Annotated in this window: 18 protein-coding genes; all 18 read right to left on the reverse strand. The window is 35.8% G+C overall.

The features are described 5' to 3' along the window. A partial coding sequence (locus ACERC7_RS09025; RefSeq protein WP_373666743.1) for a recombinase family protein occupies positions 1-1119 on the reverse strand: 1119 nt, incomplete at its 3' end. After that, positions 1119-2693, reverse strand: coding sequence for a recombinase family protein (locus ACERC7_RS09030; protein ID WP_373666744.1), 1575 nt, complete (start codon positions 2691-2693; stop codon positions 1119-1121). The genes ACERC7_RS09025 and ACERC7_RS09030, both read right to left, overlap by 1 nt. 186 nt (positions 2694-2879) lie before the next feature. Further along, on the reverse strand, positions 2880-3020 hold the full coding sequence (locus ACERC7_RS09035; RefSeq protein WP_023370206.1) for a hypothetical protein: 141 nt from the start codon (positions 3018-3020) through the stop codon (positions 2880-2882). Between the two features lie 272 nt (positions 3021-3292). Next, the gene (locus ACERC7_RS09040; RefSeq protein ID WP_373666745.1) at positions 3293-3490 is read right to left on the reverse strand and encodes a helix-turn-helix domain-containing protein; all 198 of its coding nucleotides are present in this window, start codon (positions 3488-3490) and stop codon (positions 3293-3295) included. A 435-nt stretch (positions 3491-3925) separates the two neighbouring features. Next, positions 3926-4063 carry a SapB/AmfS family lantipeptide gene (locus tag ACERC7_RS09045; protein WP_373666746.1) on the reverse strand — a complete coding sequence of 46 codons (138 nt, stop codon included), beginning with the start codon at positions 4061-4063 and terminating at the stop codon, positions 3926-3928. 39 nt (positions 4064-4102) lie between these two features. Continuing rightward, positions 4103-5473 carry a hypothetical protein gene (locus ACERC7_RS09050; RefSeq protein ID WP_373666747.1) on the reverse strand — a complete coding sequence of 457 codons (1371 nt, stop codon included), beginning with the start codon at positions 5471-5473 and terminating at the stop codon, positions 4103-4105. Next, positions 5445-6218 (reverse strand): ABC transporter ATP-binding protein, encoded by a 774-nt coding sequence (locus ACERC7_RS09055; protein ID WP_373666748.1) that lies wholly within the window; start codon positions 6216-6218, stop codon positions 5445-5447. The genes ACERC7_RS09050 and ACERC7_RS09055 overlap by 29 nt, the downstream gene beginning before the upstream one ends. A 15-nt stretch (positions 6219-6233) precedes the next feature. Next, positions 6234-7832 carry an ATP-binding cassette domain-containing protein gene (locus ACERC7_RS09060; RefSeq protein ID WP_373666749.1) on the reverse strand — a complete coding sequence of 533 codons (1599 nt, stop codon included), beginning with the start codon at positions 7830-7832 and terminating at the stop codon, positions 6234-6236. After that, positions 7829-9748: a prolyl oligopeptidase family serine peptidase gene (locus ACERC7_RS09065; RefSeq protein ID WP_373666750.1), complete on the reverse strand. Its 1920-nt coding sequence runs from the start codon at positions 9746-9748 to the stop codon at positions 7829-7831. The genes ACERC7_RS09060 and ACERC7_RS09065 overlap by 4 nt, the downstream gene beginning before the upstream one ends. Before the next feature lie 27 nt (positions 9749-9775). Next, positions 9776-12385 carry a lanthionine synthetase LanC family protein gene (locus ACERC7_RS09070; protein ID WP_373666751.1) on the reverse strand — a complete coding sequence of 870 codons (2610 nt, stop codon included), beginning with the start codon at positions 12383-12385 and terminating at the stop codon, positions 9776-9778. A gap of 181 nt (positions 12386-12566) precedes the next feature. Then, positions 12567-12704 carry a SapB/AmfS family lantipeptide gene (locus tag ACERC7_RS09075; protein ID WP_373666746.1) on the reverse strand — a complete coding sequence of 46 codons (138 nt, stop codon included), beginning with the start codon at positions 12702-12704 and terminating at the stop codon, positions 12567-12569. Between the two features lie 114 nt (positions 12705-12818). Next, complete coding sequence (locus ACERC7_RS09080; RefSeq protein WP_373666752.1) at positions 12819-14699, reverse strand: SAG1250 family conjugative relaxase; 1881 nt, start codon at positions 14697-14699, stop codon at positions 12819-12821. Next, positions 14686-15051, reverse strand: coding sequence for a plasmid mobilization relaxosome protein MobC (gene mobC / locus ACERC7_RS09085; protein WP_373666753.1), 366 nt, complete (start codon positions 15049-15051; stop codon positions 14686-14688). Before mobC ends, ACERC7_RS09080 begins: the two co-directional genes overlap by 14 nt. 2 nt (positions 15052-15053) lie before the next feature. Beyond that, a complete protein-coding gene (locus tag ACERC7_RS09090) occupies positions 15054-15416 on the reverse strand; it encodes an SAG1252 family conjugative relaxosome accessory protein (protein WP_373666754.1) in 363 nt (120 codons plus the stop codon). 326 nt (positions 15417-15742) lie between these two features. Next, the gene (locus ACERC7_RS09095) at positions 15743-15970 is read right to left on the reverse strand and encodes a hypothetical protein (protein ID WP_077323141.1); all 228 of its coding nucleotides are present in this window, start codon (positions 15968-15970) and stop codon (positions 15743-15745) included. After that, on the reverse strand, positions 15964-16626 hold the full coding sequence (locus ACERC7_RS09100; RefSeq protein ID WP_373666755.1) for a DUF3990 domain-containing protein: 663 nt from the start codon (positions 16624-16626) through the stop codon (positions 15964-15966). Before ACERC7_RS09100 ends, ACERC7_RS09095 begins: the two co-directional genes overlap by 7 nt. 97 nt (positions 16627-16723) lie before the next feature. Then, on the reverse strand, positions 16724-17020 hold the full coding sequence (locus ACERC7_RS09105) for a hypothetical protein (RefSeq protein WP_373666756.1): 297 nt from the start codon (positions 17018-17020) through the stop codon (positions 16724-16726). Positions 17021-17222: 202 nt separating this feature from the next. Further along, a partial coding sequence (locus tag ACERC7_RS09110; protein ID WP_373666757.1) for a DUF5945 family protein occupies positions 17223-17648 on the reverse strand: 426 nt, incomplete at its 5' end.

Here is a 17648-nt window from a genome sequence, read left to right on the forward strand (position 1 = left end):
CTGTCTTTCTGAAGGTATTGTACCATAAACATAGTCTGTAAAATAATAGTAATCATAATTAGACTTATTGTTTGAGAAATGACGACATTTTCGAATCATTTGAGTTGATTTGGTTTTGGCATAAACCAGACCATTATAGCGATTAGGTGTTCTGGGTGCAGCTGATTTTTTGGAATTTTTTCTGTCACTAATCTTAGCTTTAATCCTTTCAAAATCTTCTGAACTAATGTAGGCCTCATGAGCATGCTCAAAGTGAACATAGTCTTTCTGTGCTAAAGACTTATTGTTTTTTCGTTGAACTAATTGTCCTTGGTAAACTGGACTCTTAATCAATCGCAAAAGATTGGCTGATTTCCATTCTCTTGTATCCGAGTCAAGCCTGGTCAGTCGTCCCGTTTCTCGATAGGCAGTCGGTACAGCTAATCTCTCCTCATTTAGATATTTTGTCACCGCAATAATGGATTGACCTACTGTTAACTTCTCAAATACTGTTTTAAGAACGGGTTGCACAATCGGATCAATACCGAGTTTCACTCCCTTTTCTTGCTTATCTAGCTTATAGCCATAAGGAGGAAAACTGCCTATAAAATATCCTTGACTGGCTTGATGAATATTATAGGCTATAACTTTCTTTGAAATATCCTTAGAATAAAGGTCATTGACCAAATTCTTAATTTCTACCTCAAAGGATTTCTTATCTCCTAACCCATTGAGAGTGTCTAGGTTATCATTGATTGAGATAAATCGAACCCCCATAAAAGGGAATACTTTATCAATCAGTCGTCCCATCTCAATATAGTTACGACCCAGACGAGATAAGTCTCGAATTAAGATACAGTTGATGATACCTTTTTTGAGGTCATCCATCATGTCCTGGTAGGCAGGTCGGTTAAAAGTTGTGCCTGAATACTCATAGTCGATGTAGCACTTGGTTACAACTAAACCTTTCTCCTTAGCAAAAGCTCGAGCTAGACTTTCTTGCGTTTCTAAGGACTGCGACTTGTTTCTCCAGATTTCAGTACGCTCTTTGGACAGACGAATGTAGATTCCTGTGCGATAAGTTTGGCATGGTATCTCTTCGCTCGTTTGCTTGCGGTAGCGGTTCTTGGTACGTGCCATTAGACCACCTCCGTCTCTTTATGAGAAAACTGCTGGAGGACTTCTAGTTCTGCCACATCATGAAACACTAAGGTCAACTCCTGGTTCTCATGAATGACAATACGGTCAAGTAAGGTCACTAAAGTGAGACGATTGAGTTTTTTATCTTTCTGGATTTCACTCAATTGCTTTAGCCACCGTTCCTTATCCTGAAGTTTGTCATACAGGGTTTGAGCCAGTGCTTTCTTTTGAGTGATGGTGTCCTCAATCTGTTTTAGCTTTTGGCGATAGCTTCGCTGAAACTCTTGGTATTCTGTATCATTGATCAAACCGTCGTCTAAATCCAAATACAAGGACTGGAGCAACTGTTCATACTTCTTACGATTCGCAAGCAGAGAAGTAAAATCAACTTCCAAAAACTGTTCTTGGTTCAAATAATCAGGAACGGCTTTAATCAGATAAGACTTCCAGTCAAGGTATTGATGAATAAAGGTCGATACTAAGTCTAGTAATCTCTCTTGTTTAATTGCATGACGGCTACATCCTCGTCCATTATTGTAGGTGCTACAAATATATTGAACAGTCTCTTTGTCCTTGTAGCGAAGTTTTCGTTGTACAAGCTGAGCCTGACAGTCGCTACAGAACAATAACCCCGCAAATAAGTCAGGAACATTTTTCCCATGCTTGACATCCCTGAGTAAGAGATTATTGGCTATCTCAAACGTACTTTTTGAGATAATCGCCTCATGCGTATCGTCAACTCGTACCCAATCTGATGGATTGACAGCCACAGATTTCTGCGACTTGTAATTGAGTTTGGTTTGTTTACCTTGTTCCAAAGTGCCAGTATAGACACGATTAATCAGGATACGATTGACCATTTTGGTATCCCACTTATGGCAATGGCCATAAAAACCTTTAAGCTTTTCCTGACGGGCTTTCTTACGTTGTAGAGGCGTTTCTACCCCAGCTTGATTAAGAAACCTTGCAATAGCGTTTGACGAATAGCCATCTAGTTTCAGAGCAAAGATTTTCTCGATAGTCGGGCGTATAATCTCATCAACCACCAAATGATTCCGTTGCTTGTCATCTTTAAGATAGCCATAGGGAGCAAAGGCTCCGATAAACTCGCCTTTTTGCCGTTTCGCTTTTTGAGTACTCCGAACTTTGGTTGAAATATCTCGACAGTAGCTGTCGTTAATAAGACTTTTAATAGGCATGACCAAGTGTGTTTCATTGGTATCTGCGGTCATACTATCATAGTGGTCATTGACTGAAATAAACCTAACTCCCATTGTAGGTAAAATTCGTTGAAGGTATTTCCCAGTCTCAATATAATCTCGACCGAAGCGTGATAAGTCCTTGACAATTATGGTATCAATGATTTTATCATTCACCATCGCCATCATACGGTTAAAGTCAGGACGGTTAAAGGTTAAGCCACTGATGCCATCATCCACAAATTCTTCTAAAATTATAAAATCGTGATTTCTGGCATAGTCTCGCAAAAGCGAGCGTTGGTTGATGATGGAATTGCTTTCCACATTATCCCCATCATCTCGTGATAGGCGTAAATAAATACAGGCTTTTGTCATGTGTCTCTCCTTAATCAGTGTTTAGGTGCTTACCGATTANATCCCCATCATCTCGTGATAGGCGTAAATAAATACAGGCTTTTGTCATGTGTCTCTCCTTAATCAGTGTTTAGGTGCTTACCGATTAAGGACTGAGGTTCTACTAGTCTATTTTACATAATCTATCAAGACTTGTCCGCTAAAAACTCAAATTTTTTCCAGCTGTCGCCCCAGTAAATCGTCTAAAACCTCGGTAATCTTTAATGGCTTATCGGTTACTCTTACCGTCACCTTATAGCCCTCAATCATAACTTGCGGTAACTCCGCACCAGTTTGTGTTTTTTCCATAATTCTTATTTCCTTTACTTTAAAATTTATGACCTCAGTGGGCAGAACTGGTTAAGTTCTACATGGGGATTGCACCCTCTGTCCTTTCTCGCTGGCAGCCTAAACGGTTAGAAGTATCATTATCCTCACTTGTTGTCCTGGCAGATAGGTGACCAACCTATTTTATAGTCAACATTATTCGCTCATATCCTAGCGTATCCGACTAAATTGCTTGACAAGTGAGAAAGTCCCACATTGGTCTATTCAGTTGTCAACGGGCAACAGAAGGGATATTATTCCTTATCCATCTCTAGCAAAAAATCCGTAGTTACTCCATATAACTTTACCAACTTCTTTAAAAACTGAGTAGGAACATCTTGAATACCGTTCTCTATTCTAGAATAAGTAGATTGGGAACAATTTAAGTACTGTGAAATTTGACTCTGTTTATAGTCTCTGTCTTCTCTTAAATTTTTTATCCGAATATACATAGAACCCCTTCTGATACTATTTTAGTCATTCTAAAATTAAAAATGGGGTTCTATGCAATATCTGCATAGAAATTATCGAATAAATTTCTCCTTCTAAAAAATAATCTAGATTCCAGAATCACAATTCAATAACTTAATTCATATAAGAAAAACCACGATATCTGTAAGACATCGCGACTTTTCTTATACGAACTGTTTACTTTGCACTCTATTCATTTTATATCTAAGTTTTTCAGGAACATAGCTGACATTACGGAATTCCAATATGCTGTATTATTCACAATCAACTATTACGCTTAAAATTTAATTTTATCAAAAAGGGGGAATCTACTGATTCCCCTGACTTTAGTACTAGCATTCCAATATACTGGAATGTATCCAAAACTTTAGAAAAAATTCTAAAAGTCTACAATTTAAACAAGTTAACTATACACGTTAACATTTTTCCCAACTAAAAGCACTCCAGTTGCCACAACGATGTGCACTGAATGTACTAAACCGCATTCCATCAACTTCATCTGTCTCTTCTAATTGAACAGATACAAGCTGAAGATTTAATACTTCTTCTGCCATAGCTAGTTCCTCCTATTTAAATTTTTTGGATTAAGTACTTTATCCATTACTATTATAAACTTTTTTATTGGAATTTACAAGCAATTTGATAATGTTATCTCTTATATTTTTGATAATAAAGTAGGAGCTCTTTGATAAAAACAGAACAGTGAATAGCATAATTGAAATTATTATATTTGAAAGAACTAAGCCAGAATAGTTAAAACTTCTAAGCAAGCTATCTTCTTTTAAACAGTACGCTATCAATAACATTATCACAATATTAAGGAGTAGTGAGAGCAACGATACTACTGTCGTTAAAAATATTGACTCTCCCAACTTAATCATTACCATTTGAAAGTTTGAAACTCCTAAAAGTTCTAATTGTTTAATTTCATTTTTCTCTTGCTCTAAAGATAGAATCGCAATAGACATAATATTTGCCAATACTATTAAAATCGGTGCTCCTACGTATACAATAAAAGCTACTTTCAACTCTAAATCTCCATTATCTTGAAATCTGGCTAATATGTTTTGAGATATCATTTGAAAGCTCGATATGAGAGTTATGATACCGATAGCTGATGCACTTATAGATTTTATATAAGAATTATTAAATAATAAATTCCACTTCGAAAAAATATACATATATCGTTTTCTAAATATCACTTTTGAGAGCAATTTGATAGCTCCCCCTTGAATATAAGGAGATATTTGATAAGTAATGGCTATATTAAAAATTACTAGATTAAAAATCATTTGAGCTTTCGCTAATATAGATTGAACCTGAAAAATCTGAATAAGAATAGTTCCCCAAATAAAGAGTATGAAGCATAGTAGCATTGCCTTTCTTACCAGTCGAATTTTTTTTCGGAATGGACTGATAATTTTATGTTTCATACTTTTAAGAGAGTAATAACAACCACTTAAAAAGGTTAAAAAAGATATTAGTAATACTGTTGAAACAAATCCTAATATAGTCATCCTAAATTGTATATCAGGTAAAATATTCTTTCCAAAAAAATGTTGCAAGAAGTGATAGTAATTAATAGTGACAGGAAGAGAACAGATATAGCCAACAATGCTAACAATAATTGAGATTATGAAAATCTGCCCACCTACAAGAAAAGATAAATGAAATCTACTTGCACCTAATATTTCTAACAGATTGTAATCCTCTCTAAATGTTTGTACTAACATACTAATTAATGTAGAAATTACAAAAAATAAAGTAACTCCTCCAAATACTATTGGAAATAGGAAAATCGGTTTTGGATCTGGGAGTCCTAAAAATACCTGAGAGTTAATAGCTACATTTAAATAACCATTAAATGCTAAACCAACAACTAAACTCGAAATAAAAATCACGGGAGAAATGCCTAACCATTGTTTCTTGCTTCGGTTAAATTGATAACATATCAACCTTATCATCTATACCTCCTTGAGACGATTCTACCTTCAATATTTTATAAAGCTCCTCTCCGCTAGGATTAAGTAACTCTCTGTAAATTCTCCCATCTTTTAAAATTAAAGCTCTATCTGTTTTTGAAGCAAGCTCAATATCGTGGGTTACCATTATGACGCACTTCCCTTTTTCAACTAGTTCTCTCAACAATTCAAAAATAACTTCACGTGATACACTATCTAGCGCTCCAGTTGGCTCATCCGCAAAAATTATATCACTATCAGTAACGATTGCACGTGCTATAGCAACTTTTTGTTGCTCTCCACCTGACAATGTACTTACAAAATCGCCTAGTCCAGCATTAAATTTCATTCGATTTAATAGATTTTCGATTACTTGTATATCTATTTTTTTTTGTGATAATCGTAAAGGAAGTACAATGTTCTCTAATACTGGTAAAGAGGGAACTAAATTGTACGACTGAAAAATAAAAGATATCTCCTTACGTCTTAAATTTGAAAGTTTCAAATTCCCTATTCTGTAGGGATCAACCCCATTCAACAATACTTTACCACTGGTTGGCTTTAGTAGGCTAGAAATACATTTTAGCAGTGTTGATTTTCCAGAACCACTTATCCCTAGGATACTAATAAACTCTCCTTTTGAAGCAGTAAATGATATATTTTTCAATACTTTCAATATCTTTTTATTTCCTAGAAAGAATTGATGTGATAATTCTTCAATATATAAAAGCTTTGAATCACTTGACATTCTTATTACCTCCAATCATCTAATTTTATTTAATTGCCCGTGTTCTAGTCTATATATTTCGGTATATCTAGTATCATTCAAATCAAAATGATGTGAAACTTCAATAAATGAAATATCTAGATTAAATAATGTATCATGAATAGAATTAGAATTCTCTTTATCTAGATTGGCTGATATTTCATCAAATAAATAGATTTTATTATTCCTAATAAGGGCTCTAGCTAAAGCAACTTTCTGTTTTTGTCCTCCAGATAGATTGCTTCCGTTTTCTCCACAGTGATAGTCAAGTATATCATCGTTATGTAACTCCTCAAATAAATTTACCTTCCTTAAGACTTCTATTATTTGATTATCAGAAAAATACCTATTTTGGAAAAGGGTTATATTATTACGAATAGTAGTATCAAAAATATATGGTGTTTGAGCTACCGTCGGAACTAGATCCATACTGGCTTTCCCATTTGATAATAATGATACCACACCTACATCTGGTCTAATTGTCCTGTTTATTAAATTTAATAATGTTGTTTTTCCTGTTCCAGATGCTCCTGTCACCAATATACGAAAAGGTTTCTTACACGCAAAGTTAATAGTTAATTTGTTCTCAGGAGAAATAGAATACACAACATCCTCAAGTTTTATTTCATCTATATTCGAAGTAAAAAGTCCTTCTTTATAGTTATAATTATTTGTGTCACATAAGTAATTCAAGAAAGGTTTCCTTAGATCCTTTGTAGTATTCATCTTATTTAATGAATAGGCGATTGATTGAATTGGCCCTAAAACTTTATCATTTGCCAAAAATATCCCTATCAGTTCACTATATGTAAGACTTTTATGATATATTACAAAATAACAACCTACGACTAGAGGAACTAAAAAAGAAAAACCAGCAATTAATACAGCAACTAATTTTGCAAGAACTTCTGAACGTCTTAAATTAAAAGTAGACTGTTCCAGTTTATCCAGTTTATCATCTGATAAATCAACTATTTCTCTTGTTACCGAATAAGATTTCAGTGTTCTTAGTCCATTGAAAATTTCTTTGATTGTATGAGTATACTCGGCATTGCTAGTTGAGTATAAATTTGCTGAATTAGATAACATTCCCTTCATGAATATAGGAACTATGATTGGTAAAGCTGATAACGAGATGAATATTATAGACACCCAAAAATTTAAATACAGCATAAATACTAACGAGACAAGAAATAATGGAATCGAAGAGACTATCTCAAAAATCTGTCTAAAGTAGTTTTCTTCAACTAACCTTAAATCATTGGATAAAACTGAGATAATAGAAGAGTAGTCTCTGGTTTCCCCAGAAGAAAAATATTGTTCTCTAAAATATCCTTGTTTTATTTTAATATTTATATCCTTTATTATAGAGGATTCTGTAACCTCCAAATAATAGTTTGATATGTAAACTAGAGACCATCCTAAAATACTAAACAAACCAAATTGGAGAATTTCATTAAATGTTGAGGTTTGCTCCAGTTTTCCTGCATGTACAATTATACCCGATAATAATATGCCGTTAAACGAAGATATAATTATAAATATACCGACAAAAATAAGCTTGTATTTGTTTAAAAATTTAAAATATTTTCTCATTTTACTCCTCCTACTATCTCAAGAAAATAACTGAGAGTATCAATTATCAGATAATCGTCCAATGATGTGAGACCGCCATGTCCCGCTGTCTTGTTGTAGTATAACAAACTTTTTACTCCAATATCTTTGAGTTTATCAGACCATTCTAGGACTTCTTCGTTATTAATATATGGGTCTTTTCCACCTAAAATATTAATAACTATACTCTTTGAACCTGTGGCTTTCTTTACATTCTGCATTGGTGAATAAGATTTTATATAGTCCTTAACTATTGGATCTCTAATATCACCCCATTCTGAAATTTCCGTTTTGGATAATGGGTCGTTTGGATTCTGAAGAGTATCGTAAGGGTTGATAAAGGGAGAAAATAGTAAAATACTCTTTAACAGATTATTCTGTTCATTAAGGGTTGCTCCTGCAATTATGCCGCCCGCACTTGAAGTTAACAAGCCTAATTTTTGTGAATCTACTATATTATGTTTAATCAGATAATGAACACTATCAATAAAGTCCGTGATAGAGTTCCACTTATTCAATCCCTTCCCTTGTCGATACCAATCTCCTCCAAGGTACCCTCCTCCTCGTACATGTACAACAGCATATACAAATCCTGCATTTATTATGGAAAGCATGATTTGATCTAGCTTGGTACTATCGTTCTTACCATATGCCCCATATACACTTAAGATGCATTTACTGTTCTTTGGGAATTTATCTATCTGATCACTTTTCCAAAATAATGTAATGGGTATATTTACTCCCTTACCCTCTGCCCAAATCAACTTAGTGTGATACTTAGTCTGATCTGTTTTTAGAATTGGAATTTCAACTTCTTTTTTAAAAGTACTATTTGAAAAGTCATAACTTAAAATTTTTTCATAAAATGTCTCATTCTCAAGGAATAGTAATTTTTGAGTAGAATATGAATTTTCATAAATAGTTGTCTTCCTATCGAAGAGAATTCTTGTAAATTTGGGATCACTCATTTCTTTGCTACTGAAGTCAATGTAGTAAAATAACGAGCGTGATTCATTAGAACAATCCAAGAGAACCCTACCGCATATCCAGTGAACCCGTCTAGTCCGCTCTTGATATGGTATCGGTACTGTAATTACTTCCTCTGAGACAATATTTATAAAATTGATAAAATCCTTTCCTTCTTCATCTGAATATATAGCAACATAGTATGTACTCTCTTCAAAACTTAGTAATGCAAGATCCCTGGGAATTGTACAAATAGACGGCGAAAAACTATATTGATCAAATCCTGAGTTTTTGAAAATATATAGATTTATTTGCCCCATGAAAAAGTTTGATGATTTTACAAAACAACTATTATCATCTGCATACATTATTTTTATCCGAAATGATTGTTCATCTTCCTCAAACAATAGTTTTTCATCCGACGATTGTAATTCTTTGTAGAATAGTTTGCTCGGTCTGCCATTCTTATCACAACGTGAAAACATAATACCATATTTACCTAGATAAAAAGAGCTTTCCATTGCGATATTCTCGATTTCAAAAATTTTTTCCATTGTATATTTTTCAATACCAATTAAATTAATACTTTGAGGAGAGGACAACACTAGTACTATATAATTTCCTATTGGTGATAATCTGACATCTTGTAAAATACAGCCGTCAGGTATTAAGCATTCCTCTACATTTAATATAACATTAAATGTCTGGGACTTCGATTTTACTTTAGGTATCCAGTCATTGTCTTTAGCCATCCATTCTTTTATTATTCCTCTATTCGGAAGGTCCCAATTATCATATTGGTACCAATAGTTTCCCTTTCTAAATTTCAAAGACTTCCAATCCTTTAATTCTTGGAACGATTGATAAATACAGTCTTTATAATATTTTTTTTCTTGTATTGTCTCTAAAAATGCTTTACTATTTTTCTGCATAGTTCTATCCTCGCAGTCTATACATAATCATACTTGAGGAAGTAATATAAATTTATTAACCCTTATTGATAGTAATCCAATTGCAATTCCTGCAAATCCTGAAGCAATATCCGTTGTTATTTTCAAACCATTATCACCGGTAACCACTAAGCCTTCTTCAACAACGCTAAAATACTTACAAAGTCCCTGGATTAATTTTTTCTGCCCCTCAAATGAATCATTTGAATCATTATATACATTATTGGCCACCTCAAGACCACAAAAACCATTAAACAGCCCTGGTAGTACGCAGAAAACTGGATTAGTAGCCTTTTCTAATGAATGCATATAATCTGTATATTTTTGTGATAAATTTTCTTTGTTTCTTTTAATTAGCATTAATAAACCCGCACTACCTGTCGCTAAATAGGGTAATAATCTATATCCCTGACTATATTGTAACGAATCATTAGTATCAGTTTTATATGCAACTAGTTCTTTGTCAATTGCTAACTCTAACCCATCCTTATAGATACTATCACCTGTATATCTGTATGCTTCGCCAAATAACCACCCTATCCCAGCATGGCCATAAAATAATCCACCATAGTTTTCATAGGGATCGTTACTCTGTACATCACTCCTACCAACTTTACAAAACTTCTCAGGATTTTGTAAGTATTCCGTTGTATACTTTCTAAGGTTTATAAGCAATTCTTGCATTATATCACCATATATTTCTCCTTTGCTAAGTAGATATATACCAACCAACAAAATTCCTGCTCTACCACTATAAAGGTTTTGAGCAGAAGTATTTTCTAATATATTTTTAAAATATTTACCAAAAAGCTTAGTGGCCTGTTCTTTATTTCCCAATTCATATATCAGCCATATTGTCCCTATAATACCATCAAATAAACCACCAAACGATTCATTATCAAAATTTTTTACCGCCTTATCAATGATTTGCTCTCTTACTTTATAGTAATCATCAAATTTTATTCCATTAATAGTTTGTGCCAATTGATAATAACTCCATAAAATACTTAAATCTGAATACGCATTACCTTGATTGATTTTCAAGCCATAATAATGCACTGGAAAATGCCTGAACTTAAACTCTTTATACCACTGATTATATGATATAGTGAATCCTCTAAGCATTTTGACCGCAATATTCTGTATATCATTTTCAGTATGAATAGAAAATACTTCTGGAATAGGTTTAAATATTTTCTTTCTAGAGGTATTATTGACTACCGGGCATTTAGAATCTAAATACAATAATAATCTCTCTATATTAGCTATATGTTCTTTGGGATAGCCCAAATCCTCAAATTGCTTCTTCCCTGCCACTCTAATCTGATTCACATAATTATATGTAAGATCCGATGTAGTGACAAGTGGCAGAAACAAATAGTGAGCAATCTGCCGTATTCCGTACCAATCTATCTCGCTAGGATACGTTTTTCCCCAAGCTCTAAATCCTGGGGCTGCAACTTCATGAGCAACCTTTTCTTTGTTTGAAAACTTAGCCTGTTCCCAATCAATAATACTAATCTCATCTTTACCCTTTATCAAAACATTCCCTAAGTGTAAATCTTGATGGTAAACGTTACTAGAATGAAATATTTCAGTTAAACTAATGAGTTTTTCAATGATTTTAGAAATTCTAATCAAGTATTTTTTTGACTTATCTACGACTTCATATAAAGGAAAATTATTAGTAACCCATCTGTTTAATGGAACTCCTTCCATATATTCTACACCTAAAAAGGTATGTTCCCATATCCTACCAAACCAATATACCTGTGGTACTTCAGGGCAATCAGTTAAAATATTTAAAGCTTTATGCTCAGCTTCTAACCTTTCAAAAGAATAAATTCCATCAAATCCCAAACCTGTATATGGACGTGCCTCCTTTAAAATCATCCTTTTATTATTAGTTTTTAGCGAAGCATTATATATTCCACCACTATTTGAAAATCTGATAGCATTTTCGATTACAAAAGGAAACTGATTCTTCTTTTCATCTTTCCTATCCAACCATTCCTTCAAAAAATCAGGAATCTCTAGACCTTCGGGAACTTTAAACTGTGGCAAACGCTCATCTTTAACAACAGATTCTCCAATAATTAATTCGTCTATTTCCACTTTCTTTTCATCGTTATTTGACGGTCTAAACACACCATATCTTAGATAAACCGGGGCCTCATTCCAGCGTTTATCACTTAAAATATATGGTCCATTGAATTCTCTTAGAGCATTCTCTAATCTGTATAATAATTGCTGTAACTCATCATGATTTGGATAGCATGTAATAAACTTGCCTGAAAATCCACGACTAATTAACTTCCCATTTCGATTTATAAATTTATCTTCTGTACTCAGGTGCTTAAATGGAATTCCCGTTTCATGACAAATATCTGATACAATTTGCAGTAATACATGGGAATTTTTATAATCAGAACTAATGTGTATTTTCCATCCTTGCCGCTCTACAAATTTATCAATAGGATACTGGTATATCCACTCGTCATTATTCATGACCTCATGCCAATTATACGGTAAACTAACTTGATATTTTGTACTAGTGTCAATACTATAATCATTATCAGTGAAATAAAAAGGGTGCTCTAAATTAAAAATATAATCCATAATAAGTTCTCCTACAAACATTATCAAACTGATGAAATAGAAGTTAATTTTAATCAAAAAGGGAGAATCTTTTGGATTCTCCCCATATAAGCACTAACATTCCAATGCATATATTGGAACGACATCCAAAACTCTAGAAAAATTCTAGAATTCACAATTTAAATCGTGTCAACTATATAAGTTAACATTTTTCCCAACTAAAAGCACTCCAGTTGCCACAACGATGTGCACTGAATGTACTAAACCGCATTCCATCAACTTCATCTGTCTCTTCCAATTGAACAGATACAAGCTGAAGATTTAATACTTCTTCTGCCATAGCTAGTTCCTCCTATTTAAATTTTTTGGATTAAGTACTTTATCCGCTTCCATTGTACTACTTTTTATTCCGATATGCAAGTATTTATCGGCTATTTTTCTATTTTTTTTGAGATTATCTTGTCAATTCACTTTTACTTAGATAGTCGCCATGATTTGAAGAAGAAAGAAAGTAACTAATTGTCTGAACTAAAGCCTCAAGTCTCCTAACCTTATATTCGTAATCATCTATCCATTTTGTTAGGGAATCTTGGTTGTCTCCAATCTCCTTCTCCACCTGCTCCAGTTTGATATCTGGTGTCAGATTCATCTTGCCATAGTCATATCTGGCTAGTCGTCTGTTTTCTGGATCAGAGTTATTAAGATTAAGCAAGACTTCTGCTACTTTGTTGAGATGAGCGACCTTATCCTGCAACTCCGTGAGGGTCAAATCCAGCTGGGCGATGTCCTTGATTAACTCGTCTTTGACTTCCTGATAAGATTTGTTGTTGATGTCTAATTCAATAAGAAGATTAAGCTCTGCTATTTTCTCTTTGAGACTGACCATAGTCGGGCGTCTGCATTTCGGGATATGATTGCTGTCGTGAGTGAGTTGACGAATTAGCTCACGGCCTCTCATGTAACGATTGAGGTCTGAACTTTCTTTGTTGTAGATGAAAAACTGAGCAGTCTCTCGGATAAAAACATGGTAGGTCTTGCCCTGCTCGCTCTCATGAATATCCAAGTTACGGTTTGGGATAAAGACCAAGCCGTCTTTTTTGATGCCGTAAGTCATCTTGATGAAGATGCCGTCCTTGACCAGCTTGTCAAGCTGGTGGTCTGCTAGAACAACTTCAAACTCCTGAATCTTATCTCGCTTCTCCTTGAAATCCTTGTAGGCTGCCAAGAGTTCTTCACTAGGGAGCTTGTCCTTGTCCTGCTCTTCTTGGTAGGTTTCAAAGTCTGAGACCAGATTAGTCAAATCAGGGTCTGGTATGATGTCTCTGTTATCAAAATACTCTTCAAAAAACTGGACATCGTAGAGGTGTTTTGTGCTGACCTTTTTGTTCTCAATGGAAATGGTTCGGCCGTCCTCGACTAAGGTAAAGGTCACGTGCTTTTTCTTCGGGGAGATTGTCAGGTTTAACTGCTCTGCCATGTCCAAAAGATGAGAGAGGTCACGTGCTCTGGGCAAGAGAAAATCCAGTCGCTGCTCAATAGCTCGTTTGGCAAACTGCTCTCTGAAATAATCCTCGGTGTAGGGCTGTCGCTTATCCAGTTGATGGCCGCGAATGACCTGCTTCATGTCTCGGTCGGTCATGAAAAATCTGGCGTGCTTACGAGAGAAATCCATCTCCACATTTAAAGCAGGAGCCTTGGACACAAAGTCCTCAAAGCTCTTGCTGTTCTCCATCAGAAAATAGAGCCGCTGCTTGAGTTCAAACTTGTGATTAGTCTTTCGATAGGTTTCAAACTGCTCATGCGAGTAACGATTGGGCGGGAGAATTTTTGCTCCTGCTTCCTTGGCCAAGCGGTCAGAAATCAGGCGAAGGTTTCTCTCTTGGGCATAGTCCCATTTGAGCTTTTTGTACGAATTGAGGTCAATGGAATTTATCAGGATATGGTTATGGATATGGTCTTTATCGGTGTGGGTTGTGACGATGAAACGAAAGTTGCCCCCTGTTAACTCCTTGATAGTCTCGTAACCAATGCGATTGATTTCCTCTGGTGTCAACTTGTCTTCAGGAGAGAAAGACTGAATTAGGTGGTGGGCATGGATTTTGGTCTGCTTGAGTTGCTGACGGTCGTTTCTTGAATCATAGAGCCGATCATTGTTGGTCAAGTTAGCCTGATACATCTCCACCAATTCCTCATAGCTGGGAAAGTCCAGGTAATTGCTCATGCCAAAATCAGAGACCAGCTTCAGCTGCTTCGTCTTTTCTGGATTGAGGATGTACTTGATGAGGCTCTTGCGGTACTTGGTGCTGTGAACCGCAAAGTGCTTAGTGACGACCATAAAACTCCTTCAGCTGCTGGCACTTGATATTAAAGTCCTTCTCTACTTCCTTGATGAGTTGGCCAATGCCTTGCACCAAGAGCTCACGGTCGTTTGGTGTTAAGATGTGATTCTGATTGACGGTTCGTGCGATTTGATTGAGGTTGTTTCCGATACGCTTCAGTTCAAAGACTAGATCCTCATAGTTACTGGTATCAATGGTCAGAAAGGTCATGTTGGGATTGAGCAGAACCTTTCTGGCATAAGCAGAGAAATTTTTACAGCCACTCTGTCCGATACGATTGTTCAAAGTCGCCAACTCCTGGTCCGTCAGAAACACTTTTTTGAGATTGGTGCGGTAACGATTTTCCATGTCTATCCTCCCATGTATTTGTCACGAAAATCTGTACTGAGTGTGATAGATTTCTCTACTTCTGCCATCAGCTCCTGCACACAGGTTAGGATAATTCGCAAGTGCTCTGCCGTGACCCTCTGGGTCTGTTCAGCCAATATAGTCACCTGTAAAATATCTCGACTGATTTGTTCAATCTTCTGGGATTGCCAGAGGGTAAACCAGTCAGCCACTGACTGCCTCCCTTCGACTAAATCCATCAGCTTTTGACGGACAAAGGGAGAAAATTGCTCGGCATGTTCTTTCTTCATCAGTTCCTGAATCTGCTCCAGTTCCTCTGGTGTCAGATTGATTTCCTTACGGATAATGCGGTAGTGGTCTGTCATCTCGTTATACTCCTTCTCTACTTGCCTCTATCGGGTCAGCCCCGATACCGTATGGGATACGGGTGCTTCCTAAAAGCCTCAACGCTTCGCTTTTCGGCTTTTGCGAGCTCAGTTATTGTGTCCACAATAACCCAAAATCTAATCGCCAGCTGACCCCAAACCTTGCAGGTTTGTCAGCCGACGATAAGAAAATGTGGTGGCTTCGCCCCCAAACCCCCAATCAAAAATCAAGAGTTGATTTTTTTAACTTAGATAGAGTGTAACAAGACAGATCTGGAAAAATTATCACAGGAAAAGAAAAAGAGCCGAATGGCTCTTTAGAAATACTAAGCATTAAAATACTCAGATTTTATTTTAGATACTAGGTTGCTAGCAACAGTTGTTACACCAACGTGCATTAACATAGCATCTGAATAATCTAATTGCTTCGCATACTGGTACGCAATTTTTTCTGCTACCGCTTCATCTAAACGGTAGTCAGAGACTTTCAACAAAGCTTCTAATAATGACTTGCTATAAAGTTCTATTTGACGATCTATTGTTAGGGTTACCATTGGTCTAGCTCCTTTCCTGTATCTGATAAGTATACTTTATCTATCTTCATTATATCACAAAATTCTTGATTATGGATTGATAATTGCTTAAATGAGTAAGGTTGACGAAAATTTTCTAACACTTCTTGCTTGCTTAACTCTCCAGCTTCATACTGTACGATAACCTGAGTCGGGTTATCATCCGTCTGCACACCGTAAATAAAATCAAATTGGTGTTTAGGAATTCCTGTATGAATCCGATTTTCAAAAACAAATTCCGCAAAATCAATACCATCTTCAGATTGTTTATGCTTTGCAAAATAATGACAACAATATTCAGATGATGTAAAAATTTCTTCAAAGTTCTCTATACAAAATTCTAAAACAATGCCAACGTCTTTACTTGTTTCTAAAAATGTTTGTTCGCTACCTAATCCATTATTTAATGCTGAAACTTGTGCATTTATATATTTACAGGCTTGTTCAAAATCAGAAGTGATATAAAAACCAGCACCAAAATCTAATTCACGTCCAGTGTTATAATCAGCACGAATCCCCTTTTTCAAAGATTCTAAATGTCTCTCTAAGGTTGCATGATACCACTTCTTTTTTTGTAATTGCCGACGTTGTTTAGTTGTCAGTTCCAAAAAATAATCTCTCAATTCTATCCAATTCACTTAGAAAAAGGCCACCTAGTTATACATTGCTGTACCTTCGATGACTTCTAATCTAACTAAATTATACCACAAGATCCCCTACTAAGAAAGAAATAGTTTACTTCTTACTCTGCTTAAACTGCTCAATCCGTTTTTCTAGCTCTTCTGTCTTTAATGTTGCTCTGGCAGTCTCAATACGGTCATCCAGGCTTTCTTCCTGAATAACTGGGCTTACTGGTTCAGAGGGATGTACCTGATTTTCCTGCTGCTTCTGGTCAAAGACTAGATTGATGAGCTTCTCAACCTTGTCTAACTCTGTATCCGTCATGGCTGATAAGGTATGAATCAAAGACTTGAAACGGTCTGATGATGGTGAAACGTTCTTCTCTTTAGGTTTGAATAGGTCTCTTAACATGGTGCTCCTTTCGCAAAAAACAGAAAGTGGGACAAAAATCGGTAACTCGTAGGGTTCGATTTTGTCGTCCCACCTCCGCACAGTTGAGTAGGGCTATAAAAGCTGATGCAATCAGCGTATTAGAGTCCACTCAACCACTGCGTCTTGCAAGTTATACGTTGTCAAACGTTGAAAATGGTGACTTTTTTTGTCTTAGATTCGCTTAGACAAGTGTATCCATCGCCTTTAGAATAGCGGTGATGGTTTTGATGGCGTTGCCTTTCTCATTGACCAATCCCTGCAAACGGTCAAGCTCCAACTGGTAGTTGCTCATGTCTGCTTCATAACTGGTGAGCTGTTTCTGAAGGTGCTCCTTGTAAAGCGTGGTTGGGTCTTTGTCCAAGGTAGGATCTAGAAAAGTTACTGATGCTGGGAGCACCTCGGTATTTTCCTGCGAGGCTTGTTGTAATTCACCAGCCTTTAGCTTCTGGAATTCTGCTTGGTAATCAATCCCTTCTGTGGCGGGACTTGGTGCTGGGTCACCTTTACCAAAAAGTGCCGCAATCTTTGCTCGTTCCTGGTCTGGTGTAGTGGGTGTTGGTTGGTCTAGTGAACCGTCATAGGTCCAGTCTGTTTGTGTCGTCATTCT

The organism is Streptococcus sp. E17BB, assembly GCF_041807725.1.
In the GTDB taxonomy this organism is placed as follows: Bacteria; Bacillota; Bacilli; order Lactobacillales; family Streptococcaceae; genus Streptococcus; species Streptococcus entericus.